At 59.2% G+C, this 25,994-nt stretch carries 28 protein-coding genes; 13 read left to right on the top strand and 15 right to left on the bottom strand.

Going from position 1 to position 25,994, the window contains the following annotated elements:
• Positions 1-56 precede the first annotated feature (56 nt).
• A complete protein-coding gene (locus tag V7756_RS17150; RefSeq protein WP_335611411.1) occupies positions 57-1,205 on the top strand; it encodes a 1-acyl-sn-glycerol-3-phosphate acyltransferase in 1,149 nt (382 codons plus the stop codon).
• Positions 1,206-1,209: 4 nt separating this feature from the next.
• Here the strand turns inward: V7756_RS17150 and V7756_RS17145 are convergent, their stop codons facing one another.
• The gene (locus V7756_RS17145) at positions 1,210-1,491 is read right to left on the bottom strand and encodes a hypothetical protein (protein ID WP_335611410.1); all 282 of its coding nucleotides are present in this window, start codon (positions 1,489-1,491) and stop codon (positions 1,210-1,212) included.
• 361 nt (positions 1,492-1,852) lie between these two features.
• Here V7756_RS17145 and V7756_RS17140 point away from each other — a divergent pair, with 361 nt between their 5' ends.
• The 7 genes from V7756_RS17140 (at position 1,853) to V7756_RS17110 (ending at position 8,308) form a co-directional block, all read left to right on the top strand.
• Positions 1,853-2,314 (top strand): glycine zipper 2TM domain-containing protein, encoded by a 462-nt coding sequence (locus tag V7756_RS17140; protein WP_335611409.1) that lies wholly within the window; start codon positions 1,853-1,855, stop codon positions 2,312-2,314.
• A gap of 257 nt (positions 2,315-2,571) precedes the next feature.
• Positions 2,572-5,364 carry a monovalent cation/H+ antiporter subunit A gene (locus V7756_RS17135; RefSeq protein WP_335611408.1) on the top strand — a complete coding sequence of 931 codons (2,793 nt, stop codon included), beginning with the start codon at positions 2,572-2,574 and terminating at the stop codon, positions 5,362-5,364.
• Positions 5,364-5,690: a Na+/H+ antiporter subunit C gene (locus tag V7756_RS17130; protein ID WP_335611407.1), complete on the top strand. Its 327-nt coding sequence runs from the start codon at positions 5,364-5,366 to the stop codon at positions 5,688-5,690. The genes V7756_RS17135 and V7756_RS17130 overlap by 1 nt, the downstream gene beginning before the upstream one ends.
• A complete protein-coding gene (locus V7756_RS17125) occupies positions 5,690-7,201 on the top strand; it encodes a monovalent cation/H+ antiporter subunit D (RefSeq protein ID WP_335611406.1) in 1,512 nt (503 codons plus the stop codon). Before V7756_RS17130 ends, V7756_RS17125 begins: the two co-directional genes overlap by 1 nt.
• Positions 7,198-7,704 (top strand): Na+/H+ antiporter subunit E, encoded by a 507-nt coding sequence (locus tag V7756_RS17120; protein ID WP_335611405.1) that lies wholly within the window; start codon positions 7,198-7,200, stop codon positions 7,702-7,704. Before V7756_RS17125 ends, V7756_RS17120 begins: the two co-directional genes overlap by 4 nt.
• Complete coding sequence (locus tag V7756_RS17115) at positions 7,689-7,958, top strand: K+/H+ antiporter subunit F (RefSeq protein ID WP_335611404.1); 270 nt, start codon at positions 7,689-7,691, stop codon at positions 7,956-7,958. Before V7756_RS17120 ends, V7756_RS17115 begins: the two co-directional genes overlap by 16 nt.
• A gap of 11 nt (positions 7,959-7,969) precedes the next feature.
• Entirely contained in the window at positions 7,970-8,308 is a 339-nt protein-coding gene (locus V7756_RS17110; protein ID WP_335611403.1) for a Na+/H+ antiporter subunit G, read from the top strand.
• 219 nt (positions 8,309-8,527) lie between these two features.
• Here V7756_RS17110 and V7756_RS17105 read toward each other — a convergent pair whose 3' ends face one another.
• Entirely contained in the window at positions 8,528-9,085 is a 558-nt protein-coding gene (locus V7756_RS17105; protein WP_335611402.1) for an OmpA family protein, read from the bottom strand.
• A 175-nt stretch (positions 9,086-9,260) separates the two neighbouring features.
• Here V7756_RS17105 and V7756_RS17100 point away from each other — a divergent pair, with 175 nt between their 5' ends.
• Complete coding sequence (locus V7756_RS17100) at positions 9,261-9,908, top strand: hypothetical protein (RefSeq protein WP_335611401.1); 648 nt, start codon at positions 9,261-9,263, stop codon at positions 9,906-9,908.
• Between the two features lie 12 nt (positions 9,909-9,920).
• Here the strand turns inward: V7756_RS17100 and V7756_RS17095 are convergent, their stop codons facing one another.
• From V7756_RS17095 to V7756_RS17075, 5 genes are all read right to left on the bottom strand, one after another.
• Complete coding sequence (locus tag V7756_RS17095; RefSeq protein WP_335611400.1) at positions 9,921-10,622, bottom strand: ABC transporter ATP-binding protein; 702 nt, start codon at positions 10,620-10,622, stop codon at positions 9,921-9,923.
• A 13-nt stretch (positions 10,623-10,635) separates the two neighbouring features.
• Positions 10,636-11,403, bottom strand: coding sequence for a high-affinity branched-chain amino acid ABC transporter ATP-binding protein LivG (gene livG / locus V7756_RS17090; RefSeq protein WP_335611399.1), 768 nt, complete (start codon positions 11,401-11,403; stop codon positions 10,636-10,638).
• Positions 11,400-12,656 carry a high-affinity branched-chain amino acid ABC transporter permease LivM gene (livM, locus tag V7756_RS17085; RefSeq protein WP_335611442.1) on the bottom strand — a complete coding sequence of 419 codons (1,257 nt, stop codon included), beginning with the start codon at positions 12,654-12,656 and terminating at the stop codon, positions 11,400-11,402. The genes livG and livM overlap by 4 nt, the downstream gene beginning before the upstream one ends.
• A complete protein-coding gene (gene livH, locus V7756_RS17080) occupies positions 12,656-13,582 on the bottom strand; it encodes a high-affinity branched-chain amino acid ABC transporter permease LivH (protein ID WP_335611398.1) in 927 nt (308 codons plus the stop codon). Before livH ends, livM begins: the two co-directional genes overlap by 1 nt.
• Before the next feature lie 107 nt (positions 13,583-13,689).
• Positions 13,690-14,817, bottom strand: coding sequence for a branched-chain amino acid ABC transporter substrate-binding protein (locus V7756_RS17075; RefSeq protein ID WP_442909021.1), 1,128 nt, complete (start codon positions 14,815-14,817; stop codon positions 13,690-13,692).
• 300 nt (positions 14,818-15,117) lie between these two features.
• Between V7756_RS17075 and V7756_RS17070 the strand changes: the two genes are divergently transcribed.
• A complete protein-coding gene (locus tag V7756_RS17070) occupies positions 15,118-15,417 on the top strand; it encodes a DUF2288 domain-containing protein (RefSeq protein WP_335611440.1) in 300 nt (99 codons plus the stop codon).
• A 680-nt stretch (positions 15,418-16,097) separates the two neighbouring features.
• Here the strand turns inward: V7756_RS17070 and phnE are convergent.
• From phnE to V7756_RS17050, 4 genes are read right to left on the bottom strand one after another with little or no spacing between them, the layout of a single operon-like run.
• On the bottom strand, positions 16,098-16,862 hold the full coding sequence (gene phnE / locus V7756_RS17065) for a phosphonate ABC transporter, permease protein PhnE (RefSeq protein WP_335611397.1): 765 nt from the start codon (positions 16,860-16,862) through the stop codon (positions 16,098-16,100).
• Complete coding sequence (locus V7756_RS17060; protein ID WP_335611396.1) at positions 16,859-17,695, bottom strand: PhnE/PtxC family ABC transporter permease; 837 nt, start codon at positions 17,693-17,695, stop codon at positions 16,859-16,861. Before V7756_RS17060 ends, phnE begins: the two co-directional genes overlap by 4 nt.
• Positions 17,686-18,492 (bottom strand): phosphonate ABC transporter ATP-binding protein, encoded by an 807-nt coding sequence (locus tag V7756_RS17055; protein WP_335611395.1) that lies wholly within the window; start codon positions 18,490-18,492, stop codon positions 17,686-17,688. Before V7756_RS17055 ends, V7756_RS17060 begins: the two co-directional genes overlap by 10 nt.
• Positions 18,489-19,352 (bottom strand): putative selenate ABC transporter substrate-binding protein, encoded by an 864-nt coding sequence (locus V7756_RS17050; RefSeq protein WP_335611439.1) that lies wholly within the window; start codon positions 19,350-19,352, stop codon positions 18,489-18,491. The genes V7756_RS17055 and V7756_RS17050 overlap by 4 nt, the downstream gene beginning before the upstream one ends.
• A 181-nt stretch (positions 19,353-19,533) precedes the next feature.
• Here V7756_RS17050 and V7756_RS17045 point away from each other — a divergent pair, with 181 nt between their 5' ends.
• Positions 19,534-20,340: a hydroxypyruvate isomerase family protein gene (locus tag V7756_RS17045; protein ID WP_335611394.1), complete on the top strand. Its 807-nt coding sequence runs from the start codon at positions 19,534-19,536 to the stop codon at positions 20,338-20,340.
• 146 nt (positions 20,341-20,486) lie between these two features.
• Here V7756_RS17045 and V7756_RS17040 read toward each other — a convergent pair whose 3' ends face one another.
• Positions 20,487-20,933 (bottom strand): PA0061/PA0062 family lipoprotein, encoded by a 447-nt coding sequence (locus V7756_RS17040; protein WP_335611393.1) that lies wholly within the window; start codon positions 20,931-20,933, stop codon positions 20,487-20,489.
• Entirely contained in the window at positions 20,930-22,183 is a 1,254-nt protein-coding gene (locus tag V7756_RS17035) for a transporter substrate-binding domain-containing protein (RefSeq protein WP_335611392.1), read from the bottom strand. Before V7756_RS17035 ends, V7756_RS17040 begins: the two co-directional genes overlap by 4 nt.
• Before the next feature lie 266 nt (positions 22,184-22,449).
• Between V7756_RS17035 and V7756_RS17030 the strand changes: the two genes are divergently transcribed.
• On the top strand, positions 22,450-23,298 hold the full coding sequence (locus V7756_RS17030) for an SDR family NAD(P)-dependent oxidoreductase (protein WP_335611391.1): 849 nt from the start codon (positions 22,450-22,452) through the stop codon (positions 23,296-23,298).
• Positions 23,299-23,340: 42 nt separating this feature from the next.
• Here V7756_RS17030 and V7756_RS17025 read toward each other — a convergent pair whose 3' ends face one another.
• Together V7756_RS17025 and V7756_RS17020 are read right to left on the bottom strand one after the other, a co-directional pair.
• On the bottom strand, positions 23,341-24,216 hold the full coding sequence (locus tag V7756_RS17025; protein ID WP_335611438.1) for an alpha/beta fold hydrolase: 876 nt from the start codon (positions 24,214-24,216) through the stop codon (positions 23,341-23,343).
• A 206-nt stretch (positions 24,217-24,422) separates the two neighbouring features.
• Positions 24,423-24,710, bottom strand: coding sequence for a nucleotidyltransferase domain-containing protein (locus tag V7756_RS17020; protein ID WP_335611390.1), 288 nt, complete (start codon positions 24,708-24,710; stop codon positions 24,423-24,425).
• Positions 24,711-24,844: 134 nt separating this feature from the next.
• On the opposite strand from V7756_RS17020, the gene V7756_RS17015 reads away from it, so the two are divergent.
• Positions 24,845-25,495 carry an EcsC family protein gene (locus tag V7756_RS17015; protein ID WP_335611389.1) on the top strand — a complete coding sequence of 217 codons (651 nt, stop codon included), beginning with the start codon at positions 24,845-24,847 and terminating at the stop codon, positions 25,493-25,495.
• Positions 25,496-25,994: the final 499 nt, after the last annotated feature.

The following is a 25,994-nucleotide window of genomic DNA, read 5'->3' as shown; positions in this document are numbered from 1 at the left end:
GAAACTGCCACGCACAACGCATAATGCGCGGCCAACGCTTTTAAATTGAGGGTTACATGGGCGAGTTTGATGCTATTCGGCCGTACGACGATGCCGAGGTTCCGGTGGTAATGGAGCGTCTGCTGAGTGATCAGGACCTGATGCAAATGCTGGCCGTTTACCGCTTTCCGCGGCTATCACGGTGGTGCCCGGGGTTGTTGAAGCGCGCGATCCAGTTCGGCTTGCGGCGTGAGGCACGGGGTATCCGCTGCGTTGATACCCTGCAGCACAGAATCGAGCCCTATCTCGACCGATTGATCGAGAGCAGTACCCTGCAGGTCACCTACAGCGGCCTTGAGCATCTGCGCGAAGGGCAGGCTTATCTGTTCCTGGCCAATCATCGCGATATTGCGATGGACCCCGCCTTTGTCAATTACGCGCTCTACCATGCCGGCCATCCGACGCCGCGGGTGGCAATCGGTGACAATCTGCTGCAGCGTCCCTTCGTCGCGGACCTGATGCGCCTGAACAAGTGCTTTATCGTGCATCGCTCATTGACGGGTCGGCGCGACAAGCTGCGTGCCTATCAGACCATGTCGGCCTATATCAGTCATTCGCTGCAGCAAGGCCAGTCGATCTGGATTGCCCAGGCCGAAGGCCGTGCCAAGGATGGGCTGGACGAGACAGACCCGGCCATCATCAAGATGTTCTGCATGAGCCGTAAGGGCGAAGACTTCGCCAGCGTGATTCGCTCGTTGCAGCTGGTTCCGGTGTCCATTGCCTACGAATGGGACCCGTGCGATGCCATGAAGGCGCGGGAACTGGAGCAGAAGGCGCGACTGGGCGAATACCGCAAACAGCCCGGCGAAGATGACAGGTCCATCGCCAAGGGGCTGACCGGCTACAAGGGGCGCGTGCACGTGGCCTTCGGGCAGGCGTTGGAGGGCGATTTTGCTGATGCCAAGGCGGTAGCCAGGGCGGTGGACCGGCAGATTCTTACCCAGTACAGGCTCTTCCCCAGCAACTATCTGGCGCTGGAGCAGCAGGGCGAGCTTCCAGCCGATCTGGCCGATTGGCGTGGGTCCTTTGCGGCGCAGGAAGTCGCCGTTGAAGAGCAACGCTTCGCCGAACGTCTGGCGGAGATACCCGCCCGGCAGCAGCCTTACTGGTTGTTGCAGTACGCAAATCCGGTACACAGCCGCTTGCGCGTACTAGCCAAGCAATAGGTTGTTACAGCTGAGTGCTGATGGAACTTAGCAGCAGTGCCAGAGCCAGAGAAAGGCCGCCGACCCGGTAGAAAAGGCGGTTGGCGCGCAGGGTGGCAGAATCTTCGCCGGACCGCGTTGCGGGTATCTGGGGCGCAGTGGCCAGTCGGCGAGCGCTGAGCAGGCCGCGCAGCTGGGTGGCAAGCCAGAGCCAACTGCCATTGACGGCAAAAAACAGCGCCAAACTGTTGATCACCAGCGCAGGGTGCGCGAGATAGTACATCCATGCTGCCTGCAAGGGAGCCATGGTAGGTCCTCCGAACAACGGAATCGGTAACCTGTGGGCACGGCGACTGGTAACTACGCTGCTGGACGCGGCGCTTCTAGTCTGACCTGTACCTGTCTATTCTTGTGGTTATGGAGGGCTACGGCGATACGCAAAGGGAATGATGTGGTGGCGGGCCTGAGCCATTCCACCGGTTCATAAGCAGACGCGATTTTAGGCGAATTGGCGATTGAATTCGACCAGCGCGTAGCGCTTCCCGATCAATGGTTCGCGCCGGAGCTGGTTAGCAGTACCCTATTTGCGGCAAGCTGCGCGAGCCTGGCAGCATCTGGAAAGGCGTTAATGCAGCGGGCCCATTACACCCCAACGTGAGGTTATCGATATGAACAAACAGCTGATGGCAACTCTGCTGATGAGCGCTGCGCTGGTGCTGACCGGTTGCGCTTCATCGTTGACCGGCGACACCTACAGCCGAGACGATGCACGGGCGCCGCAGATAGTGCGCATGGGCACTGTCGAAGCGGTCAGACTGGTGAAGATCGAGGGCACCAAAACAGTGGTCGGGCCTGCGGCCGGCGCAGCCATCGGCGGCGTGGCCGGCAACAGTGTGGGCGGCGGTAGCGGGCGTGCCATTGCCACCATCGTGGGGGCGCTTGCGGGCGGCATGGCCGGCGCCGCAGCAGAAGAGGGCGTAACGCGTACGCAGGGGGTAGAAGTAACCGTGACCGAGGATTCGGGGCAAACCCGCGCCTATGTACAGGAAGTGCAGGAAGGTGTGGATTTCGCGGTAGGCGATCGCGTGCGCGTAATGACAGTGAACGGCGAGTCACGAGTAGTAAAGTAGCAAGCTGCTGTGCGCGATGAGCCTGTCTTCGCGACAGGCTACGCATTTTGTAACGCAATGGACGTGAGTGGTCCGCCGCTGACAATCTTGCACCCTCTATAATGGCGGCGTTTGTTGGCCCGTCGCTGCCACACCAGCGCTAGCGTGGTAGGCTGGGTAACCATGCTCGGCATCAGGCCTGGCAGCAGGCCAACCAGCGCTAGGAGCGCAGCAATACCGGCAATAGCCTTTGCGGCCATAGATGGAGTAAGTCCTGCATGACCTTGGCGCTTATCGTCATTCTTCCACTGATCGGCAGTTTGCTGCCGCTGCTGTTCAACAAACAGGGTCGCTCACTGTGCGCCAGCATGACCATGCTGGCGCCGGTCATTGGCATGGTACTGCTGTGGCAACAGGCACCAGCGGTATTTGCAGGTGAGACCCTGGTACAGACCTGGCACTGGCTTGACCAGTTAGGCCTGCACATCAGCTTTCGGCTTGATGGTCTGAGCTTTCTCTTCGCTCTGATGATCCTCGGCATCGGTTTGCTGGTGATTCTTTACGCTCGCTACTATCTGGCCAAGAAGGACCCGATGGGACGCTTCTTTGCCTATCTGTTGCTGTTCATGTCGGCAATGCTGGGTGTGGTACTGGCAGAAAATCTGCTGTTGATGATGTTCTTCTGGGAGATGACCAGCCTGTCATCCTTCCTGCTGATCGGCTATTGGTCGCACTCTACGGACGCCCGGAAAGGCGCGCGCATGGCCCTGGCGGTGACCGGGGCAGGTGGTCTGGCGCTATTGGCCGGTGTACTGCTGATTGGCCAGGTAGTCGGCAGCTATCAGTTGAGCGATGTGTTAGCTGCTGGTGATCTGCTGCGCGAGCATGCGCTTTACCCGGTGATTCTGGTGCTGGTGCTATTGGGTGTCTTTACCAAGTCGGCGCAGTTTCCCTTCCATTTCTGGTTGCCGCACGCGATGGCGGCACCTACCCCGGTGTCGGCCTATCTGCATTCAGCCACCATGGTCAAGGCCGGTGTATTTCTGCTGGCACGGCTCTATCCGGCGCTGGCCGACACCGATTTGTGGTTCTATCTGGTCAGCAGCGTGGGTATGGCCACGCTGCTGGTGGGCGCCTGCACGGCCTTGTTTCAGCACGATCTCAAGGGCCTGTTGGCGTATTCGACCATCAGCCATCTGGGCCTGATTACCCTGTTGTTTGGTCTGGATACGCGGCTGGCGGCAGTGGCGGCGGTCTTTCATATCATCAATCACGCTACTTTCAAGGCTTCATTGTTCATGGCCGCCGGTATCATTGATCACGAGACCGGCACCCGCGATATGCGACGGATCAACGGTTTGCTGCGTTTCATGCCGCACACCGCCACGCTGGCGATGGTGGCAGCGTCTGCGATGGCCGGGGTACCGCTACTCAATGGCTTTTTGAGCAAGGAGATGTTTTTCAGCGAAACGCTGGAGCAGCACATGCTCGGCAGTTTCAGTTGGCTGATACCGCTCGGTGCGACCTTGGGCGGCGTGTTCTCGGTCGCCTACTCGCTGCGCTTCGTGCACGATGTGTTCTTCAACGGCAAGCCGGTCAATCTGCCCAAGTTTCCGCCACACGAGCCGCCACGTTACATGAAGGTGCCGGTCGAAATACTGGTCGCCATGTGCCTGATGGTCGGGTTGGCACCTGGGCTAACGGTGGCCGGCCTATTGGCCGTGGCTGCACAGGCCACTTTGGGCGGGCCGCTGCCGGAGTACAGCCTGGCCATCTGGCACGGCTTCAACTTGCCATTGCTCATGAGCTTTGTGGCCCTGGTGGTCGGGGTATTGGTGTATGCCGCGCGACGCCCGCTGTTCGCCTGGTATGAGCGACAGCGCGAGCTGGATGCCAAGCTGATCTTCGAGCGTTTGGTCCAGGCGCTGGTGCGTGGCGCCGGGCAGTTCACCCTCTTGCTGGAGAATGCCTCGCTGCAGCGTTACCTTGCCTGCGTGCTGGCGGCGGCTGTGTTGGTCAGCGGTTACTGGTTGTTCAAGCTGCCCAGTCTGCAGGGCGAGATCGCCATGTCGCCGGTTGACGGTGTCAGTCTCGCGGTGGCGCTGGTAATGGCGTTAGCGGCTGTTGCTACGGTTGTGTGGCATCGCCAGCGCCTGGTTTCTCTGACCATGCTGAGTGTGGTGGGACTGGGCGTGGTGCTCGCTTTTGCGCGCTTTGCTGCACCGGATCTGGCGTTGACACAGATTTCCGTCGAGGTGGTTACCATAGTGCTGTTGATGCTGGCGCTGTTCTTTCTGCCGGCGCGCACCCCGCGTGAGTCCTCGGTGTTGCGGCGCGGGCGTGATCTGCTGCTGGCGTTGATGAGCGGTTTGTTGGTTTCCGCCCTGGCGTTTGCGGTGATGACGCGTCCCTTCGACAGTATTGCCGGCTTCTTTCTCGAGAACAGCTTGAGCGGTGGTGGCGGCAGCAACGTGGTCAACGTGATTCTGGTGGACTTCCGGGGTTTCGATACCATGGGCGAGATCACCGTACTGGCGATTGCGGCCATCGGCATCTACGCGCTGATCGACGGCCTGCGGTTGCGCCTGCCTGGCGGTGACAGCCTTGGAAAGCCCTGGGCGCAGCGTGGTGAACTCCTGATGCTGGTAAACCTATCGCGGATATTGCTGCCGCTCGCCCTGATGATCTCGGTGTTCATCTTCCTGCGCGGGCACAACCTGCCGGGTGGCGGCTTTATCGCAGGCCTGATAACGGCGGTCGCGCTGATTCTGCAATACGTCGCCAGTGGTGAGGAGTGGACCTCGCAGCGCTGGCCAGTGAACTACCATTACCTGGCTGCCGCCGGGGTGTTGATTGCCGCCGCGACTGGAGCCGGCAGCTGGTTCTTCGGCTACCCCTTCCTCACCAGCGCCTTTGATCATTTCCATATTCCGCTGGTGGGCGATATCGAATTGGCCACGGCCATGCTGTTTGATCTGGGGGTTTATCTGACGGTGGTGGGTGCTACATTGTTGATTCTCGCCAATCTGGGCAAATTGTCTCAACTGCCGTCCAGAGGGGGGGATTTCTGATGGAGCTGGTATATGCACTACTGATTGGCCTGTTGACCAGCTGTGGGGTGTATCTCATGCTGCGCGCGCGCACCTTCCCGGTGGTGATAGGGCTGACGCTGTTGAGCTACGCGGTCAACCTATTCCTCTTTGCCATGGGGCGCATTGGTGATGCGGTGCCGGCGGTGTTGGGCGAGCAGCTCAATTATGCCGACCCGCTGCCACAGGCGCTGGTGCTGACCGCCATTGTGATCGGCTTCGCCATGACCGCCTTTGCGCTGGTATTGTCCCTGCGCGCGCAGGGTGAGCTGGACAGCGACCACGTCGACGGCAAGGGAGATCGTTGATGAGTCATTTGCCGATCCTGCCCATTTTTCTGCCGATGGTAGTGGGCGCTGTGCTGCTGTTGCTACGCGGCAGCCTGGACTTCAAACGGGGTATCAGTCTGCTGGCCACCTTCGCGCAGCTGCCGCTGGCCGCCATACTGTTACTGCGTGCCAGCGAAGAGACGCTGATCTACACGCTGGGCGATTGGCTGCCGCCCTTTGGCATTGTGCTGGTGGTGGACCGTTTAAGCGCATTGATGCTGTTGATCACCGCCGTGCTTGCCTTTGGTGCCATGCTTTACGCGTTGCGCGGCGATGACGCAGCCGGGCGTAACTTCCACCCGTTGTTCCAGTTTCAGTTAATGGGCATCACCGGCGCCTTTCTTACCGGTGACCTGTTCAACCTCTTCGTCTTTTTCGAGATTCTGCTGATCGCCTCCTATGCGCTGCTGTTGCACGGCGCCGGTTCGGCGCGGGTGCGCGCCGGACTGCACTATGTACTGCTTAATCTGACCGGATCGGCGTTGTTCCTGATTGCGGTGGGCACGCTGTACGGGGTGCTGGGTACGCTCAATATGGCGGACATGGCGGTACGAGTCAGCCAGCTGTCGGCAGCGGACCAGCCTCTGGTCGGCGCTGCAGGCATGTTGCTGCTGGTAGTGTTCGGACTGAAAACGGCTGTCTTTCCGCTTTATTTCTGGCTGCCGCGTGCCTATTCCGCTGCCAGCGCGCCGGTAGCTGCGCTCTTTGCAATCATGACCAAGGTGGGGCTGTATTCGATCCTGCGTGTCTATACCCTGATATTCGGCGAGCAGGCACAGGATCTGGCGCACATGGTCAATGACTGGCTCTGGCCGCTGGCATTGCTAACGCTGGTGTTAGGCGCGGTCGGTGCCTTGGCCGCCGCTACCCTTACCGGCCTGATTGCCTATCTGGTGGTGCTGTCGGTAGGCACCATGTTGGCCGGGCTGGCGCTGGGCACACCTGAAGCGCTGCGCGCGACCCTGTTCTATCTGATGCACTCGACCTGGATTACCGGCGCCTTCTTCCTGCTTGCGGGAGTGCTGCAGCGTGTGCGCGGCCCGCGCTTTGCCGCCAGACTGGTAGCCGGCCCGGCGGTGCCTCACCCGATGCTGCTGGGCGGCATTTTCTTTCTCAGCGCGATGTCGATTGTCGGTATGCCGCCGCTGTCGGGCTTTATCGGCAAACTGTTGCTGCTCAGTGCGGCCGGCAGCGGCAGCATGGCCGGGTGGTTGTATCCAGTGGTCCTCGGCAGTGGTCTGTTGAGTCTTATCGCCTTGAGCCGTGCCGGTACCACCTTGTTCTGGCGGCAGGCTGAGGTAACCGCCGCCGGCGAGCCATTGGACGGCGTAAGGCTGGCCGCAGTGGTGATCTTGCTGCTGGCCAGCCCGTTGCTGGTGCTGTTTGCCGAGCCGGTGCTGGCGTATCTCGACGCCACCGCAGATCAATTGCTGCAGCCGCAAAGCTACATTGATGCGGTGCTGGGCGCTGCAGGGGAGATCAATCCGTGAGCCTGTCCAAGCGCGTGCTACCCCACCCGTGGTTGAGTTTGTCGATGCTGGTTGGCTGGCAGTTGCTGGTCAACGGCATTTCCGCCGGCAGTCTGATCATGGGTGTGCTGCTGGCCTGGCTGATTCCCTTGTTGACCAATGTGTTCTGGCCCAACCCACCGAGCAGTTGCCGGGTTGATCGGTTGCTGCTGTTTGTCTGGCGGGTGCTGGTGGATATCCTGCTGGCCAATCTGCAGGTAGCGCGCCTGATTCTCGGGCCACGCCGCGAGCTGCGCCCGGCCTTTGTCGAATACCCGCTGAGCCTGCAACATGAATTCTCCATCAGCGTGCTGGCCAGCACGGTCTCGCTGACGCCGGGCACAGTCTCGGCTGACATCAGTGCTGACCGTAAAACCTTGTTGATTCATGGTCTGGATGTGGCTGACGAGCAACAGCTGATTGAACACATTCGGCGCCGTTATGAAATGCCGCTCAAGGAGGTGTTCGAATGCTCGAGACCGTGATTCTGATTTGTCTTGGCATGATGAGCGTGGCACTCATTCTGACTTTCGTGCGCCTGATCAAGGGACCTGATCTGCCGGATCGTATCCTGGCAATGGATACGCTCTATATCAACGGCATTGCGGTGATCATGCTGTTTGGGCTGTATCTGGATTCCAACCTGTTTTTTGAGGCTGCGTTGCTGATTGCGGTAATGGGCTTTGTCAGCACTGTGGCAATTGCCAAGCATTTGATGCGCGGCAATATCATCGAATAAGAGAGAGGCTGATGAACGAGACGAGCTGGATTGAATGGCTGGTGGCCGCCCTGCTGCTGACGGGCAGCCTGTTTGCGCTGATCGGCTCCATAGGACTGGTCAAACTGCCGGACTTCTTCATGCGCCTGCACGGTCCAACCAAGGCCACCACCCTGGGTGTGGGCGCTTTGGTGCTGGGCTCCATGCTCTACTTCAGCCAGCAGGCGGGTGAGCCCAGCCTGCACGAGCTATTGATTACCTTCTTTCTGTTTCTCACCGCGCCGGTCAGCGCGCAGATGCTGGCCAAAGCGGCAATGCATGAAAAACTGCGGCGTGAGCCGCGCACCCGCGGCGAACCCTGGGAGCAATAGTCGTCGCTGCTGTGGTGCTGTGAGTGATTTTAAAGCGCGGGCAATACCTGTACCTGACAAAGCCCGTATCGAATCCTGGCCCCAACCTGTCTCCCGGCAGTGCAGCGGTAGGTCAGGAAGTACGCGGCTGAAAATGGGCGGAGTGATAGAGAGTTGGCGCGCACCCCGAGCGCGTTAGCGCTCAGGGTAGGCCGCACTACTTTTAGGGAGTGGACCGGCTCAGGGGGCCAACGCCAGGCTGGAAACTGGCTGGCGGGGGGTGATTTCGATTTCTACCCGGCGGTTCAGATCACGACCTTCGGGAGTGCTGTTGTCAGCCCGCGGGCCAGCTTCGCCCAGACTCTTGAGCTGCATGTTGTGGCGGCGCACGCCGCCCAACTGCAGAACGCTGGCTACTGCCTGTGCTCGTTCCAGGCTCAGCTGCTGATTGACCTCTTCCTCGCCCACGTCATCGCTGAAGCCGATCACGGCGATGTTGCTGTCTGTCGCCGTGCGCAGGACCTTGGCAACCCGTGCCAGGGGTACCAGGCCCGAGGGCAGCAGCAGAGTACGTTTGGGGTGGAAGTTGTCCTTGACCGGAATCACCAGACGAATCTGCTCGCCGGTGTTATGGATCTCGTAACGCTCGGCCATGGCGATGGCGGTGAGCTCGGCCATGTGTTCCTGAGCCCAGGGCGTGGCCTCGGGTTGGGGTGGAGGTGGAGCGGGTTTGTTGGACGAACAGGCGCTAATGGTCAGTGCGACAGTGCTAAGTAGTGCGGCAGAAATCATCTTCATTATTGTGCTTCCAACAGAGTGTTTCCAGGCAAACGAGGTTCGGGAACCAAACCCGCCAAGACGGATCGCATGCGGGCGAATGCGGCAAAGAGTACCATCGTCGTTCACATTTGTGATCTGCCGTATGTCATGATTTTGGCGGGATAACCCGATTTTACCCAATGGAGTTCACATATTGAGATGTTTTACACTAAATAGCACGCGCATCGCCTTGATTGCAATAGTGTTGCTGGTCTCGGGCTGCAGCCTGTTGCGCGAAAGCTGGAGTGGCCCGCAGCAACGCATGAGCGGCTTGCTGGAACAGGGAAATGCAGGCTTCAGTCTGCGCCAGTGTGGTGCGGATGGGGCGCAGCCGGTTCTCGACAGCGCTGAGCTCAAGGCCATCTTTGCGCAGGCAGCCCAGCCTGGGCAGACCGCCATATTCGTGGATTTGTTGGGCCGGACCGACAGCGCCGGGCGTATCCAGCCAAGCAAGGTCCTGCGCATGCAGTCGCAGGGGCGCGGCTGCGCAGACACCAGCGCCAACAGCGCGCAGTGGGTTGCTCTGCAATACCATCCGGCCTGGCGCGCTGCTCTGGCTGTAAACGGTCTGACTCGTAGCGACGCCGCCCAGGGGTACTCGCCGGTCTCGGTGGTAACGGAGCAGTTGCCCGATGGCTCGCTGAACGCGCGCAGCCTGAGCGGTGACCTGGAGTTGTGGCTGTATCCGCAAGATTGCCAAGATGTGGCAACCGGCGATTACTTCCATATGCGCTCTGTATTGCTGGTTGACGGCGTGCGCTACAGTGGTTGCGGCTATCAGGGGCGCCAGACGGCGCCCTGATAGCCAAGGCTTTCAGCCACCCAGATAGGCCTTGCGCACGTCTGGGTTGGCCAGCAGTGCCTCGCCACTGTCCTGCATGACGATGTGACCGTGCTCCATCACGTAACCACGGTCGGCCAGTTTGAGCGCCTGGTTGGCGTTCTGCTCGACCAGAAAGATGGTGACGCCTTGCTGGCGCAACTGCTCGATGATGTCGAAAATCTGCTGGATGATGATGGGCGCCAGGCCCAGTGAAGGCTCGTCCAGCAACAGCAGACGAGGTTTGCTCATCAGTGCGCGACCTATCGCCAGCATCTGTTGCTCACCGCCGGACATGGTGCCTGCGCGCTGCTGATAACGTTCCTTCAGGCGCGGGAACAGGGTAAGGGTGGTGTCCAGTTGCTCCTGCAGCTCTTCCTTTTTGGTAAAAAAGCCGCCCATGCTGAGATTCTCTTCCACGGTCAGCCGCGAAAACACGCGGCGACCTTCAGGCACTATGGCGATGTCCTTGCGCATGATTTCCGCGGTGGTCAGGCCAGTCAGCTCGTCACCTTCATAGCGAATGCTGCCGGTGGTGGCGCGGGGATCGCCGCAAAGAGTCATCAGCAGGGTAGTCTTGCCGGCGCCATTGGCGCCGATCAGGGTAACGATTTCGCCGCGTTGAACCTCCAGGTTCACCTCGTGCAGCGCCTGAATCTTCCCGTAGTGGGTCGATACGTTCTTCATGTACAGCATGACTGGCAATTCCTCAGGTTTCACCCAGGTAGGCTTTGATGACGTCCGGATTCTGCTTGATCTGCTCCGGCGTGCCGGCGGCCAGCGGGCGGCCCTGATTGATCACCACAATCTGATCGGAAATGCTCATCACCAGCTTCATGTCGTGCTCGATCAGCAACACGGTCAGTTGATGATTGTCGCGCAGCTCCGCGATCAATGCCTTGAGGTCATCGGTTTCCCGCGGGTTGAGGCCTGCGGCCGGCTCGTCCAGCATCAACAGCTTGGGCTGGGTCACCATGCAGCGAGCGATTTCCAGGCGGCGTTGCTGACCATACGCCAGGGTATTGGCCGGGCGGTTGGCAAATTGGCGCAGGTCTACCCGATCAAGCCAGTAGGCCGCGCGCTCCATGGCTTCGCGTTCGCTGCGACGGTAGCCCGGGGTCTTGAACAGACCAGACAGCATGCTGGTGTTCATGTGCTGGTGCTGGGCCACCAGCAGGTTTTCCACCACGGTCATCTCCTTGAACAGGCGTACGTGCTGGAAAGTGCGGATCATGCCCCGGCGTGCAACCTTGAAGCCGGGCAAGCCCTGGATTTCACGACCATCAAAAACGATCTTGCCGCCGCTTGGCTTGTAGAAGCCGGTCAGGCAGTTGAAGACCGTGGTCTTGCCAGCGCCATTGGGGCCGATCATGGAAACGATCTGGCCTGGGTGCACACTGAGCTGTACGCCATCCACCGCCAGCAGGCCGCCGAAGCGCATGGTCAGCCCGGACACTTCAAGTAACGGGCGGCTCATGTGCGCAACTCCAGATGCGGACGGTTCATCGGCAGCAACCCTTGCGGGCGCCAGATCATCATCAGGACCATCATCAAACCAAACAGCAGCATGCGGTACTCGTTGAACTCTCGGGCCATCTCCGGCAACACGGTCATGATGATGGCGGCCAGAATGACGCCAATCTGCGACCCCATGCCACCCAGCACCACAATGGCAAGGATGATGGCGGACTCGATAAAGGTGAAGGATTCAGGGCTGATAAAGCCCTGACGCGCGGCAAAGAAACAGCCGGCAAACCCCGCAAAGCTGGCGCCGATGGTAAAGGCGCCGAGTTTGACTACAGTCGGGTTGATACCCAGCGCGCGGCAGGCGATTTCGTCTTCACGCAGGGCTTCCCAGGCGCGGCCAATCGGCATGCGCAGCAGGCGGTTGATCACAAACAGGGTAATCAGCACCAGCAGCAGCGCCAGCAGATACAGAAAGATGACGCGGTGCTCCGAGCTGTAATCGATGCCGACAAATTCGTGGAAGCTCTGCATGCCCTCGCTGGCTCGGCGACTGAACTCCAGGCCAAAGAGGGTGGGTTTGGGGATGCCGCCAATGCCATTGGGCCCATTGGTCAGCCAGGTCATGTTATTGAGCAGAATGCGGATGATCTCGCCGAAGCCCAGGGTAACGATGGCCAGGTAATCGCCACGCAAACGCAGCACGGGGAAACCGAGCAGGAAGCCGAACAGTGCAGCCAGCGCGCCAGCCGCTACCAGGCCCGTCCAGAAGCCGATGTCGAAGTACATTGCCAGCAGCGCATAACCATAGGCGCCCACAGCATAAAAGCCGACGTAACCCAGGTCGAGCAGGCCAGCGAGGCCTACCACGATATTCAATCCCAGCCCCAGCATCACGTAGATCAACACCAGGGTTGCCAGATCGGTACCGCCGCGATTGGAGATGAAGGGCCAGAGAATCGCCAGGGCAATCAGGAAGCACCAGAACAGTCGGCGCAGGATCGGCTTCTTGCTCACCTCGATCAGTTGGGTCGGGGTTTTCGGCAAGCCGGGCATGGCCTTCCACAACGCCGCCAGGTGATCGCGGAACAGGTTGTAGAAGAACATGAAGGCAGCGGCGGCGGCGATTTTCCAGTACACATCGGGGCCGGCGCCGACCAGCGAGAGACCGGTGCCATCCTGATTAAGGCGCACCCCCATCAGCAGGCCGGACAGCACCACAACGACAACGGCAGAAATAACGGCCGGTTTGAGATTGGCGCGCATCATACTTTCTCCACCTCCGGGCGGCCAAGAATGCCACTGGGGCGGAACAGCAGAATCAGGATCAGCAGACCAAAGGCCACCACATCCTTGTATTCGGTACTGAAATAGCCAGCGGTGATGGCTTCGGTTACGCCCAGCAAGAGCCCGCCGAGCACTGCGCCCGGGATGCTGCCGATCCCTCCCAGCACGGCTGCGGTAAAGGCCTTGAGCCCGGCCATGAAACCGATATAGGGATTGATCACGCCGTAATACATGCCCAGCAGTACGCCGGCAATCGCCGCCAGCGCTGCGCCGATCACGAAGGTCAGGGCGATGATGCCGTTGGTATTGATACCCAGCAGATTGGTCATCTTCAGGTCTTCTGCGCAGGCGCGACAAGCGCGGCCCATGCGTGAGCGAGAGATGAACAGGGTGAGCAGCACCATGGTGATCAGAGTGACTGCAAAGATGATCATCTGCATGTACGACAGGCTGGCGTGAAAGCCTTCCTGCGGGCCGATATCCACACCGCCGGTAATCAGGCTCGGCATGGCAATGTCCCGCGAGCCCTGTGCGATACGTACCAGGTTCTGCAGAAAGATGGACATGCCGATGGCGGAAATCAGCGGGATCAGGCGATTGCCACCACGCAATGGGCGGTAGGCCACGCGTTCGATACTGTAACCGTAGGCGCTGGTCACCATCATGCTGATGACGAAAGCGGCAAAGATCAGCAGCGGTACCGACTCGATACCGAACATCGCCAGCGCGGCAATGACGATAAAGGCGATGTAGCTGCCGATCATGTAAATCTCGCCATGGGCGAAGTTGATCATGCCGATGATGCCGTAAACCATGGTGTAGCCGATGGCAATCAGGGCATAGGTACTGCCGACGGTCAGGCCGTTCAACAGCTGTTGAATAAAGTAATAAAGGGACTCTGGCATAGCCATGACACCGAAATACAAGAGGAGCAATGCAGGTCCGCAAAGACGGGCATCAACAAAAAACCGGGCCTGCCAACTGACGTTGGACAGGCCCGGAGTCAGTTCACTTACTCGGTCAGTGCGGTTTTGCTGGCGTCAGCGTGCCACTCATAAACGACAAAGTTGAAGTTTTTCAGATCGCCCTTTTCATCGAAGGCAAGGGTGCCGGTGGGCGTGTCGAAGCTGTTGCTGCGCAGGGCTTCGGCTACGGCTTCGGTGTCGGTGCTTTCAGCCAGTTTGATACCATCGGCGATGACCTGTACGGCGGCGTAGGCAGGGAACACGAAGGGACCGGAGGGATCTTCGTTCTTGGCCTTGAAGGCTTCAACCAGGTCGGCGTTCTTCGGATCTTCGTCGAAGGCCTTGGGCAGGGTAACCAGCAGACCTTCGGAGGCTTCACCGGCAATCGCGGAAATATCGGTATTGCCTACGCCTTCAGGGCCCATGAAGCGCACATCCAGGCCTTGCTCTGATGCCTGGCGCAGAATCAGACCCAGTTCGGGGTGATAACCGCCATAGTAAACGAAGTCGACCTCGGCTTGACGCAGCTTGGCGATCAGCGCGGAGAAGTCCTTGTCGCCGGCAGTCACACCTTCAAACAGCGGCACTTCGATGCCGGCTTCGGTCAGCACGTCGCGTACGGCGGTGGCGATACCTTCGCCGTACTGCTGCTTGTCATGAATGACGGCGACTTTCTTTGGCTTGACCTGCTCGGCAATGTACTTGCCGGCGGTCGGGCCCTGCAGGCTGTCCAGGCCGATGGTACGGAACACCAGCTGATATCCGCGCTCGGTGATTTCCGGACTGGTGGAAGCTGCGGTAACCATCAGGATACCTTCGTCTTCATAGATGTCGGAAGCCGGCTGAGTGGAGCTGGAGCAGAGGTGACCCACCACGAAGCTGATACCGTCGTTGACGATACGGTTGGCCACGGCCACGGCCTGCTTGGGATCGCAGGCGTCATCGAATACCACACCTTCGAGTTGGCTGCCGTTCACGCCACCATCCTTGTTGATCTGCTCAATGGCCATCTTGGCACCAATGAACTGCATATCGCCATACTGGGCCACTGGGCCGGTAACTGGGCCGGCCAGCGCAATCTTGATGGTGTCTGCAGCCAGTGAATAGCCGCTGAAACCGACCAGTGCGGCGGCGGCAATAATCTGGGAAAGTGCTTTCTTGTGTGCCATTTTCATGTCATCTGCTCACTTGTGTTGTTTTGCCGAAGTAGTCTTGGCTTGTTCCGGTTTATTATGAAATACACAGCCTGATCGGAACTGTACCGGCGCAGTTTAGCAACCGGCAACGATGCAGGGAATCGACCTTGGTCGATTTGTCAGCCAATGTCCGTTAACTGCAACATTGTGTCTGTATGGCGACATGCCGATAGACAGAATAGGCTGTTTTTGGCGACATTGCCGACGATTTCTTGCATGTCGGCCGCAGCTGGCTACCATGCCAACCTTTGATATTTGAAAGGACCTGCCCCCATGACCCTGTCTGACGAAGCCTACGCAGCCATTGTCGGCGCCACCGGCAATATTGAATGGAAGACCCTGGAGCCGCACTTTGCCCGCGGCGATCTGCTGGTAGTCGCCCCCGAGCTGGACCTGGTAGAGGTGGCTGCTGCCATGATGGAAGACGACAGCGAGCAGATCAAAATCTGGATGGATGGCCAGCACTTGCGGGTGGCGACTGATGCGCAGGCGGGTGACTGGGCGGAACGGGATCCGGATTCGCTGTGGGCGGTGGTGATCAGGCCTTGGGTTTTGGTGCAGGAGCGGGGCGACAGATAGTCCCCGACCTTGCAGCCCACCGCTTTTGGCGCATTCTACTCTTTCATGTGCTTTAATCGGGCGCGCGTTTCGCCTTGCTGGCGAGTCCCCTTTCTTTGCTTGCCCAAAGAAACGGAACCCAAAGAAAGGGCACCCCCGGCCAAGCTGGCCTGCGGCTTCTCTGCGTTACTCGGATTTGAGCGCGCCTGCGGAACTCGCTTCGCTCAAACAGTCCTCGGCTTAATCGCTCAAATCCTGCGTTACTCGACAGCTTGGAAGGGGGAAGAAAGGCTGGAGATCTGCGTGATTTTCCGGTTTGGTTGTCCTGTTCAAACTACAAAAACCCGCCGCTGCACGGCTAAACAGCCCCATCTGAGTGGGCGAGTAGCGCAGAGCTGCCGGGAGAAAGGCGCTTGCGGTGTCTGAGCGAAGCGAGTTTGCAAGTGTCCCCGGCCGCTTGAGCAACGCAGCGAACCCGAAGGGCCGCGCAGCTGGGTGCCCTGGGGGATTGCTAAGGGGGCATGGGCAAGCATGCCCCCTTGGCTCGCCTAGAGGCGAAAGCGGTAACCAGCCAAAAAAGTGGCCCGCAAAATGCGCAGGAATCAGATCTGAAAAATAGATGGTCAAAGTCACTCCGGCATGGCGGACAAGCCTGTGGCGTTGTCCGCCCTACTGCGACACCAGCATTGCAGCGCGCCACCTCACCCCAGCCGCGCCCGCAACCACCCACTCAACGCATCCACCAGCAACACCATCGCCAGCATGGCCAGAATCACACTCATCGCCTTTGACTGCTGAAACAGACTCAGCGTGACGTGGAGCATCTGGCCCAGGCCGCCGGCGCCCACAAACCCCAGCACCGCCGCCATGCGAATATTGTTCTCCCAACGGTACAGACTGTAGGCAAGCCATTGGGGTATGACGCCGGGCAGGGTGCCGTAGAGAAAGGCGCTGGTGGCGCTGGCGCCGGCCTGACGCAGGGCTTCGGCTGGCTCGGGAGGAGTGTTTTCCAGCGCCTCGGCGAATAGCCGGCCGAGTACGCCGGTTGTATGCAGGGCGATAGCCAGGGTTCCGGCGAAGGGACCCAGGCCTGCCGCCAAGACCATCAGCGCCGCCCATACCAGTTCGGGTACCGAACGCAGGGCATTGAGCAGCAGGCGACAGGCAGCCTTGGCCAGCCCTCCCAGGCGTCCGGCGGCCAGCAAACTCAATAGCGCGCCCAAAAAGGCGGCTAGCAAGGTGCCGACAGCTGAGATAGCCAGGGTTTCGAGCGCGCCCTGCCAAAGCTTGGTTAGCCAGTCAGGTGAGGTATTGGGTGGGAAGAAGGATGCTGCGTAGTCAAGCATCTGTGCGCGGCTGTCAGCTAGAACCAGGCTGGGGAAGTCCAGTTGCAGATAGACAAAGGACGCAATCACCGCAGCGGCGATTGCGAGGAACCAGAGCGCGGCATTAATTCCCGATTTCACGCCAGCCTCCGGCGCAGTAGCAGGCTGATCTGATCGGCCATAAGCACCAGCAATAGAAAGGTCAGTAGTATGCTGACCACTTCGCCGCCGGCAAACATGCGGATTGACAGATCAATCATCTGGCCCAGGCCTCCGGCACCCACAAAGCCCATGATCACGGAGGCGCGTACCGCGCATTCCCAGCGATACAAGGTGTAGGACGTCAGCTCCTGCGCAGCGTTGGGAAGCACTGCATACAGGAACGCGGCCAACCGCGAGCTGCCGCTTTGCAGCAAGGCGCGGGTTGGCTGCGGATCAACCGATTCGTAGATTTCAGCGTAGACCTTGCCCAGCATGCCGCTGTAGGTGATAGCGATCGCCAGCACTCCGGCGGTCGGCCCCAGCCCCACTGCGCGCACGAACAGCAAGGCCCAGACGATCTCGGGAATGCTGCGCAGCACCACCAGCAGCACCCGCACCGGGTAGCGCAGCAGGCGGCCGACCCAACTGGGTGTGCCGCCCAGCAGGCTTGAGATGGACAACGCGCGGCTGGCAATCAGGCTCAGCGGGATGGCCAGGGCCAGGGCCAGAGCAAGCCCGGCCGTCGCCATGGCCAGGGTCTCCAATGTGGCGCGGCCCAGCAGCAAGAGAAACTCCGCGCTGGTTTCCGGTGGCCAGAAACCGGCGAGAAAACGCCCCATCACTTCTCTGTTCTGAGCGTCAAACAACTGTTGCGGGCGAAACTCGGTGAGGTGCAGACCGGGCCACAACAGTATCAGCAAGGCTAGAGTGAACAGTGCCCGAGGCGCGGCCGCAGGGTCATGCCAGCGCCGAGCAGCGTTGGTCACAGACATGGGTTACGCGGGCGCTGCGCCGTGGTGGCGCCATGCTGCTGAGCCAGTTCACCCAGGCCGGTGTTGACGTAGAGCGCATCCAGATCCTGCTGGCTGACTGAGTCGGCGGGCTTGTCAAAGAGAATCTCGCCTGCTCTCAGACCAATAACACGAGGAAAGTGGCGCAATGCCAATTCAACCGCATGCAAGCTGGCGACCAAGGGTATGCCACGCTCGCGGGCGACATGGCCAAGAATGCTCAGGGTGTGCTCGGCAAGCACCGGGTCCATGGCGGAGACAGGTTCGTCGGCGAGCATCAGATCGGATTGTTGATACAGCACGCGAGCGATGCCGACACGCTGTTGCTGCCCGCCTGATAGCTGGTCGCAACGGGCAAACAGCTTGTCAGCCAGGTCGAGGCGCGCCAACTCCGCGCGGGCGCCTTGGATATCCGTGGGATAGCATAGCGAGAGGCAGGCCCGCGCGAGCGACCACTGACCCAGCCGGCCGGCAAGTACCGCCGTGACCACCCTTTGACGTGGTGGCAGTGGCGGGCTCTGGTGAATCAAGCCGATGCGACTGCGAAGCTGTCGCAACTTGGCTCGGCCCAGTTGTGCCGGGTCGTGCTGCAGTAATTGCAGCTCGCCGCGAGACGCAAGCAGGCTGGTCGCCAGCAATTTCAGCAGCGTGGTCTTGCCGGCGCCTGAGGAGCCGATTATCGCAACCTGCTCATCTGCTGCAATGTCGAGCCTGATGTCCTTCAGCGCCAGCGTGCCGTTGGGGTGGGTATAACCCACCCCATGCAAGCTGATGCTCACTCAAGCAGGCCGGCAGCGCGAGCGGCTTCCTCGATACCCTGGTAATTTTCGGCCTTGGTGGGCACGAAGCGCGAAGCACGTTGCAGATCAAGGATCGCCTTGTGTTCCGGGTTGGCAGGGTCGAGCGCGAGGAAGGCGGCTTTGATCTTCTCGACGAGTGCAGGGTCGAGGTCGCCACGCACTGTCCAGTTGTAGTCATAGTAGGTCGGGGTCACGGCGTAGACGCGCACCTTGTCAGTATTGACCTTGTTCTCTTCGATCAGCTTTTCCCAAACCGATGAATTCAATACTCCGGCGTCTACCTTGCCCGACTCGACCCAGGCGACGGTGGCATCGTGGGCGCCAGAAAAGCCTACACGGCTGAAGAAGCTGTCTGCATCAATACCGTCCTGCTGCAGGAAGTACCGCGGCATCAAGTGGCCAGAGGTGGAGGAGACCGAGCCGAATGCAAAGCTTTTGCCTTTGAGGTCGGCATGGGTCTTCACGTCGGGGTCGGCAGTGATGAAGGTGCTGGTGAAGACCTCATCCTGTTCGCGCTGAACCAGCGGAATGGCGTCGCCAGTACGCAGCTTGGCCTGTACAAAGGTAAAGCCGCCCAGCCAGGCCATGTCGAGACGTTTGGCGCCCAGAGCTTCCACCACACCGGCGTAGTCGGATACCGGTTGGAAAGTGACCGGCATGCCAAGCTCTGCTTCAAGGTATTTCCCCAAGGGCTCGAACTTGCGCATCAGCTCGGTGGGAGCTTCATCGGGGATCGCCGAAACGCGTAAGGTGGTGGTTTCTGCCAGTGCAGCAGTGGAAAACAGCGTGGCGGCAGACAGGCACAAGGCCGCCAGCGCCGCGAAAGGGCGTTTGATCATCGACATGTTTTTGCTCCGGTTCAATAGCGGAAGACTCCCGAACAGCTGTCGTGGCTGAACGGGGCGTGGCGGCAAGTCTAAAGAAAAAACCTGCCCAGGCGAAGCCCTGCCGCGTGCGGCGCGAAACTCAGCCGGCCACATTGGGGTTAAACTCATGTTTTTGCTTTGTGAAGAGAGTGCAATGGCCTGGAAGCTGGCAGCCAATATATCCTTGTTGTTTACCGAAGTTGCCCTGTTGGAGCGTGTTGGTGCTGCGGCCAGGGCCGGTTTTGACGGCGTGGAAATCCAGTTTCCCTATGCTGTACCGGCTCGTGAGCTGCGCGATGAGCTGCAGCACCAGGAAATGCCGCTGGTACTGTTCAATCTGCCGGCTGGAGATCTGCTGCAAGGTGGTCCTGGGCTGGCCGGGGTTCCCGGGGGTGAAGCGGAGTTTGCCGCAGCGCTGCAATTGGCGCTGGAGTATGCTCAGATTCTGCAGCCTACACGGGTCAACGTACTGCCTGGAAGGCTGGTGGCGAGTTGGCAGCGGGAGCAGGCTCTGCAGACGCTAGAGAGTAACCTTGCGCTGGCGGCCGATGCCTTTGCCGAGCTGGGCATTGGCGTGGTCTGCGAAGCGATCAACCGGCTGGATATGCCGGATTTTTTGCTGGCGGGATCGGCGGAATTGGCGGCGACGCTGGCGCGAATAGAGCATCCTAACCTGTCGGCGCAGCTGGACTTTTATCATATGGCGCAGATGGGCGAAGCGCTGCCCGAGAGCATACAGCGGCTTGCGGGCCGGATTGGCCACGTGCAGTTTGCCGATCAACCTGGTCGTGGCATGCCGGGGTCGGGACAAATGGATTATTCCGCAGCCTTGGCGGCGTTGGCTGCAACGGGTTACAACGGCTGGCTGGCAGCTGAATATCGCACAAGCAGCGCCAATGATTTTGCCTGGATGCAGCGCTGGCGCGCCTCTGGCTGGATTGCTGAGAGGCGGGCTGTATAGTCTGCTTTGCTAAGTAAGCCGGGCGTCGCGCTTTGCCCGGAAGGTACAGTTACATCCGGACCAAAGGCGTTAGCCGCATCGCCTAGGCCGGGATGGAACCCGGCCGTTCCAGGAAACCTGGCTTTGTGTTTGTTCTGGGAAACCGGTTACACGCCTGGACCGCAGCGTACCTCTTTTGCGGTGGCCACTTTCTCCTGCGTCTGCTGATCATAGAGCCAGGCTGCGGGTCGCCAGCCACGCCGTTCGGCTTTCAACAGATACTGGTTACCGGCGATAAAACCATCGTAGGTGATCTCCAGTATGCAGGTTCGGTAGTTACCCTCCAGCAGGCCCCCCGTCGCGGAACCACCCGGCACCTCGAAGTGATAGCGCACCTGCAGACTATGCGTTCCAGGCGTCAGATCGCCGAAGCGGATGCTGGGGGTAAGCTCGCCGTCCACACGATAGGCCCTGACTTCGTTGCCCACATCGGCGTCCAGGTTGATCCGCACCAGCCCGCTGCTCAGCGGCTTTTCGGGTACCGGAGCGCAAGCACTGCAGGCGAGCAACAGCAGCGCCATGTTGATGTTCTGCAAAAGAGTGCGATAACTCATGGGTTGACTGTTTCTCCAGCAAAAAGACTGTTGTCCATCTTCAAAGCCCGCTCAATGTCGATTCCAAGAATGATCACACCGATCACCTCACCGCTGCTTGGCTGGCGCACGCTGTTGCTGACATGCACCTGGTAACGCTGGGTTGATTGATCATAGCTCAGCGGGCCCATATAGGGTCGATCCTGGTTGGCAAAGAAAGGCTCGGCAAATTTGGCTTCGTCGCCCTGCCAGTAATCAGTTGGCACTTCGCTGGTGGCCACATTCAGGCCATGCTGATCGGTCACGATGATCTCGCTGATCAGGCCGTTGTAGCGATTCTGTTGCTCCGCCAGCCAGAGCGATAGCGGCGCGCTGCGCACGCTGTCTATCAGCGGCTTTTCGCTTTGTTGCTGCTCGCGCAACCACTGGTTGTCCAGAGCATGGATGCGGCTCAGCGGCAGCTTGGCGTGGGCGCTGTTTTGCTGCATCACCGCTTGCACCAGTTGAGGATCGCGGCGCCAGTTCTCGAACAGCGTATCGTACAGGCGTTGCAGACGCGCACGTTCTTCAGACTGCAGTACCCCGATCTCGGGAATGCATTGAAACACCTGAATGTTGAACTGGGGTAGAAAGGCTGGTTCGCGGGCGAGCAGGGCATTGGAGAAATACACCCCTAACGTGGTGTACTGCTGGAAACGCGCATGTCGCGGGCGCAGATCGAGCGGTTGCTGAGTGAGTTCGATGCGCAGTGTCTGCTGGTCGGCCAGGAATGCATCGATGCGGCCACGCTTGAGCAGATGCAGCAGCTGGGACGTGGTGGTGACCAACAAATCCACTTCATAGCCGTGTTGCAACAGCCAGTCGACCTGATTGCTGCCGCGTACGCCGCCCAGGCGCAGGCCGCTGGCGGTGCCATCGGTGACAGGGCGCTCGGCATTGTTGCTGTACCAGTACCACTTTTCCAGTGCCAACGGGGCGGAGAGAGTGGCGAAATCGCTGGCGCGATTGGTGCGGGTAGCAGAAAAAAAGCCATCTGCCTTGCCTTGGCTGACCTCATGAACGGCCCGCTGCCAGGGCAGCACACGCACTTCGTAATCGCGATCCATGGCGTTGAAAATGCACGCCAGTGCCTTGACCGAACTCCCGGTAAGTCGATCGCCTTCCTGCACCTGGTAGGGGGGGAAGATATCGGTGTTGAGGCGTAAGGGGGATGCACCCTGCGTCATCAGGGGCAGAGCACAGAGCAGGGCTAACCACAGGCGTCCGAGCATGGCAGTTTTCCGGCAGGGTTATTGTGCGGCTGGTGCACAACCATGGCTTAACTATAGGACAAAACCAGTATGTCGGCGCGGACCGCCATTGTTCCGGCTGTTGGGCCAGTTGAGCCGCAGAGCGGTCGTTATAAATTGCACTGCTTGGGTTCAATCAACCCGACCGATAGCGCTGGTCGAATGCAGACGAACCCGTCATGCTATTCACCCTGTTTATAATCAATCGGCGCCCGCATAAGCGAGGCGCGGGTGCAAAGGAGCTCAGCATGCAGAATCTACAAGGCAAAGTGGCGGCCATTACCGGTGGCGGCAGTGGTTTGGGTCGCGAATTGGCTCTGTGCTGCGCGGCACGGGGCATGAAGCTGGTGCTGGGTGACGTGGATGAGGCCGGCATGCAGGAAACCCTGCGGATTGTAGAAGCTGCTCATCCGGGAACCCCTGCGGCCACCATGCGTCTCGATGTTTCCAAACTGGAGCAGGTTCAGGCCTTCGCCGATCTGTGCAAAAAGGAATTTGGCGCAGCGCATTTGATTTTCAATAACGCTGGCGTGAGTGTTGGCGGCCCAGCCTGGGAAAATACTGTGGCCGATTGGGAATGGGTGATGGGCGTCAATCTGTACGGGGTGGTCTGGGGTGTGAAGGTGTTCACCCCCATGCTGATCGAGCAAGGCGAAGGTCATATCATCAATACCGCGTCCGCCGCTGGCTGGCTGAATGGTCCGAGCATGGCAATCTATAACGTGACCAAGCATTCTGTGGTGGCGCTCTCGGAAACCCTGGCGCTGGACCTGCGCGATGTGGGCGCCAACGTTGGCGTTACCTGCCTGTGCCCGGCCTTCTTCCCTACCGGTATCTCCGACTCGCAGCGTAATCGCCCGTCTGACAAGGCCGACACCATTCAGCCTAGCGAGATGATGCTCAAGCGTGCCGAGCTGACCAAGGCGGCGGTACAAAAGGGCAAGATTCAGGCTGCCGATATCGCCGAGCAGACACTCAAGGCGGTAGAGGAGAACCAGTTCTACGTGTTCCCGCACCGCAAGATCAAACAACTGATTGCCCTACGCGCCCAAGCTGCCGACGCGGAAATCACCGTCTTCGACTCGTTGAACCCCTGAGCCCTGCTGGTGCCGCCGTACTTTGCGGTCGGCAGCACCTTTTCAGCCAGCCAGCGCCATAGGCTGGCGTGGGTTGCTCTCGATGATTGAGGTATCGCGCAGGACGAAATTCTCTACCGCCGCTCTGGTGTCCTGCCAGGCGGTCTTGTGCTCCAGATCCAGAAAATGTCCGGTATGGGCAATGCGTTGGAATTCTGCGCGTGGTGCCAAGGTGCCAAAGTGCAAAGCGTCTTCCGGACTGGTGTACTTGTCCCAATTGCCGTTGATGAACAGCAACGGAATATCGATGTTGCTGACACAGCCCATGTATTGACTGCTGTCGAGTTCCAGTACCTGACGGATGTGCATCAGCATCTGCGCGTACTCCTGCTCGTCGAGGCTGCTGACATGGCGGAAGTTGCAACGCTTGAACAGCGGCGGCAAAAACTCACCAATCGTCTCGTTGATCAAATGGCCAATCTGCTGTCGGTCGCAGGCCGCCAGAAAGGCTTTGCCGCGGGCGAGGTAATCCTGCATGGCCGGATTGATGATCGGCGAGAAAGAGGTGATCACCGCGCGCTTGATCCGATCCGGCCGCTGCGCCAGCGCCAGCATGGTTGCCACTCCGCCCCAGGAGAACGACAGCACCTGATCGGCCCGAAAATGCTCGATCAAATCCAGCAGAATCAACGCCTCGTCTTCCTTGCCGATCAATACCTGATTGCAATTGTGGGGGCGTGACTGACCACTGTAGGGCTGGTCGAACAGCACCACATTGAACAGCGGCTGCAGGTATCGCAGGGTTTGGCCAAAGGAGGCGCTGGTGGCCAGCGAGCCGTTGACCAGAATGATGGTCGATTCGGCAGCGGGGTTGGGGTAAAACCAGGTGTGCACCTGCAAATCGCGGTGCACGCGAATAACGGCTTTCTCAGCGTACATGGGCACCTCGGTGTCAGTCTGTTGGCGCGCAGCAGGCTGCGCGATCTGGAAATGACACCAGCTAACCGGAGTGAGGTTACAGAGGTGTTGCATGGAGTAACCGTTGGGGCAATCTTCATGCAGATGTAATGAAGGGCGGCGCGCCAGCGTTGATCGTTCTATGCTCCGCGTGGGAACGCAGCGCAGGATGCGCTGCGTCGCTCCTGCTAACAGAGCCCTCCAGGCTGTGCATGGTCCCACTTGGTAGCGTGGGAACGATCATAAAAAACCACGCCCATCCGCTGGATATGCTCGCGCAGGCTGTCGTTATCAATATGCTCGAAAAGCGATAGATCGACCGACCAGGGCAATAGCAAATCATCAATCTGATTTTCGATTGCCAGTAGGTCTTCCAGTGTCAGGGCGCTGCCTTTAAGGGTCAGGTCAATATCCGAGCCGGCCCGAAAGGTGCCCTTGGCGCGTGAGCCCAGAGCACATACTCCCGCAGGCTGCATTTGTTAATAGAAGATCATGCTAACCAATAGCGTATTTTGGTAGTAGCATATGGCCGGTACGGTTTGGATATGGTCGGCTTTGTAGGCAAAAGAAATGCCTATAAAGGCATAACGATACAAATGGAGAAAGACCAATGGCGAGCGAACTTAGCGAAGGGAAAATCATGCAGGCCTTGGATTGGGCCTACGATAAGGCTGTCAATGGTGTGGTAGGGATGGACTCTGCAGGCGAAATGGCCGCCAATTACATGTCCGGCTCGGGCTCACTCATAGATCAAGCTAACTCTCTTATCCGTTGGCAAAATACCAAAGCGGGTACATCCGGTTTTTTAACGGGTCTGGGTGGGATCATAACTATGCCGGTAGCGATTCCAGCAAACGTTGCTAGCGTCATGTACGTTCAGATCAGAATGATCGCTGCTATTGCCCACATGGGTGGTAATGATTTGAATGACGACCGCGTCAAGACGCTAGTGTATGCATGCCTTACCGGTAACGCGGCCAAGGATATTCTTAAGGATATCGGCATAGTAGTGGGCCGGAAATTGACCGAAAGCACCATCAAAAATATTAGTGGCAAAACGATTACGGCGATCAATCAAAAAGTGGGCTTCAGATTGCTGACAAAATTTGGCGAAAAAGGCGTGATCAACTTAGGTAAAACGATTCCGTTGATCGGCGGGGTAGTAGGCGCTACTTTTGACTCTATGACTACCAATGCAATTGGAAACATTGCTAGAGATACCTTCATTGTTCAGTCGGTGGCCACAGAATCCGTAACCTGAACGATCTGGAGCCAACAAAGCGAGCGGTTCACGGTCTTGGGCCGCTGGCTTTGCCGGAGGTAGACGCTTCGCGACAGTCGGAGCGTTAGCATTTCGATCGTTCCCACGCAGGAGCATGGGAACGATCATGTATATAGAGAAAACACGCTGGGCCGGGATGCGCTGCGTCGCTCCTGCTAACAAAGCCCTCCAGGCTGTGCATAGTCCCACTTGGTAGCGTGGGAACGATCATATGGAACCCGGCCCTCCCAGAAAAACGTGTTTTGCTTTTGACTTTGCCGCTACCTGGGAAGGTCGAGTTTCATCTCGACCATGGGCGTCGGCTGCACCACCGCAGGACGAGATGAAACCCGGCCATCCCAGAAGAAGCGCGCTTTGTTTTTGACTTTGCCGTTACCTGGGAGGGTCGTATATGGTCTCCCCCCTCATTGCAAGGCCTCCAGTTTTTGATAACAAGAGCAGGTTGTCTGTCGTATATCCGGCCTCAATCTGCAGCACA

This window comes from Halopseudomonas sp. (assembly GCF_036961105.1).
Taxonomy (GTDB): domain Bacteria; phylum Pseudomonadota; class Gammaproteobacteria; order Pseudomonadales; family Pseudomonadaceae; genus Halopseudomonas.
The sequence above is the reverse complement of the archived record's forward strand: the minus strand, read 5'-3'. Positions and strand labels throughout refer to the sequence as shown.

Bases quoted from the DNA above. Each gene is read 5' to 3' on its own strand.
- V7756_RS17095 (WP_335611400.1), bottom strand. From the start codon at position 10,622: ATGCTGTACATGAAGAACGTATCGACCCACTACGGGAAGATTCAGGCG.
- V7756_RS17050 (WP_335611439.1), bottom strand. From the start codon at position 19,352: ATGATCAAACGCCCTTTCGCGGCGCTGGCGGCCTTGTGCCTGTCTGCC.
- livM (WP_335611442.1), bottom strand. From the start codon at position 12,656: ATGCGCGCCAATCTCAAACCGGCCGTTATTTCTGCCGTTGTCGTTGTG.
- V7756_RS17145 (WP_335611410.1), bottom strand. From the start codon at position 1,491: ATGGCTCCCTTGCAGGCAGCATGGATGTACTATCTCGCGCACCCTGCG.
- V7756_RS17105 (WP_335611402.1), bottom strand. From the start codon at position 9,085: ATGAAGATGATTTCTGCCGCACTACTTAGCACTGTCGCACTGACCATT.
- V7756_RS17030 (WP_335611391.1), top strand. From the start codon at position 22,450: ATGCAGAATCTACAAGGCAAAGTGGCGGCCATTACCGGTGGCGGCAGT.
- V7756_RS17020 (WP_335611390.1), bottom strand. From the start codon at position 24,710: ATGCAGCCTGCGGGAGTATGTGCTCTGGGCTCACGCGCCAAGGGCACC.
- V7756_RS17130 (WP_335611407.1), top strand. From the start codon at position 5,364: ATGGAGCTGGTATATGCACTACTGATTGGCCTGTTGACCAGCTGTGGG.
- V7756_RS17035 (WP_335611392.1), bottom strand. From the start codon at position 22,183: ATGCTCGGACGCCTGTGGTTAGCCCTGCTCTGTGCTCTGCCCCTGATG.
- livH (WP_335611398.1), bottom strand. From the start codon at position 13,582: ATGCCAGAGTCCCTTTATTACTTTATTCAACAGCTGTTGAACGGCCTG.
- V7756_RS17075 (WP_442909021.1), bottom strand. From the start codon at position 14,817: ATGAAAATGGCACACAAGAAAGCACTTTCCCAGATTATTGCCGCCGCC.
- V7756_RS17125 (WP_335611406.1), top strand. From the start codon at position 5,690: ATGAGTCATTTGCCGATCCTGCCCATTTTTCTGCCGATGGTAGTGGGC.
- V7756_RS17015 (WP_335611389.1), top strand. From the start codon at position 24,845: ATGGCGAGCGAACTTAGCGAAGGGAAAATCATGCAGGCCTTGGATTGG.
- V7756_RS17040 (WP_335611393.1), bottom strand. From the start codon at position 20,933: ATGAGTTATCGCACTCTTTTGCAGAACATCAACATGGCGCTGCTGTTG.
- V7756_RS17025 (WP_335611438.1), bottom strand. From the start codon at position 24,216: ATGTACGCTGAGAAAGCCGTTATTCGCGTGCACCGCGATTTGCAGGTG.
- V7756_RS17135 (WP_335611408.1), top strand. From the start codon at position 2,572: ATGACCTTGGCGCTTATCGTCATTCTTCCACTGATCGGCAGTTTGCTG.
- livG (WP_335611399.1), bottom strand. From the start codon at position 11,403: ATGAGCCGCCCGTTACTTGAAGTGTCCGGGCTGACCATGCGCTTCGGC.
- V7756_RS17115 (WP_335611404.1), top strand. From the start codon at position 7,689: ATGCTCGAGACCGTGATTCTGATTTGTCTTGGCATGATGAGCGTGGCA.
- V7756_RS17150 (WP_335611411.1), top strand. From the start codon at position 57: ATGGGCGAGTTTGATGCTATTCGGCCGTACGACGATGCCGAGGTTCCG.
- V7756_RS17110 (WP_335611403.1), top strand. From the start codon at position 7,970: ATGAACGAGACGAGCTGGATTGAATGGCTGGTGGCCGCCCTGCTGCTG.
- V7756_RS17060 (WP_335611396.1), bottom strand. From the start codon at position 17,695: ATGTCTGTGACCAACGCTGCTCGGCGCTGGCATGACCCTGCGGCCGCG.
- V7756_RS17140 (WP_335611409.1), top strand. From the start codon at position 1,853: ATGAACAAACAGCTGATGGCAACTCTGCTGATGAGCGCTGCGCTGGTG.
- V7756_RS17045 (WP_335611394.1), top strand. From the start codon at position 19,534: ATGGCCTGGAAGCTGGCAGCCAATATATCCTTGTTGTTTACCGAAGTT.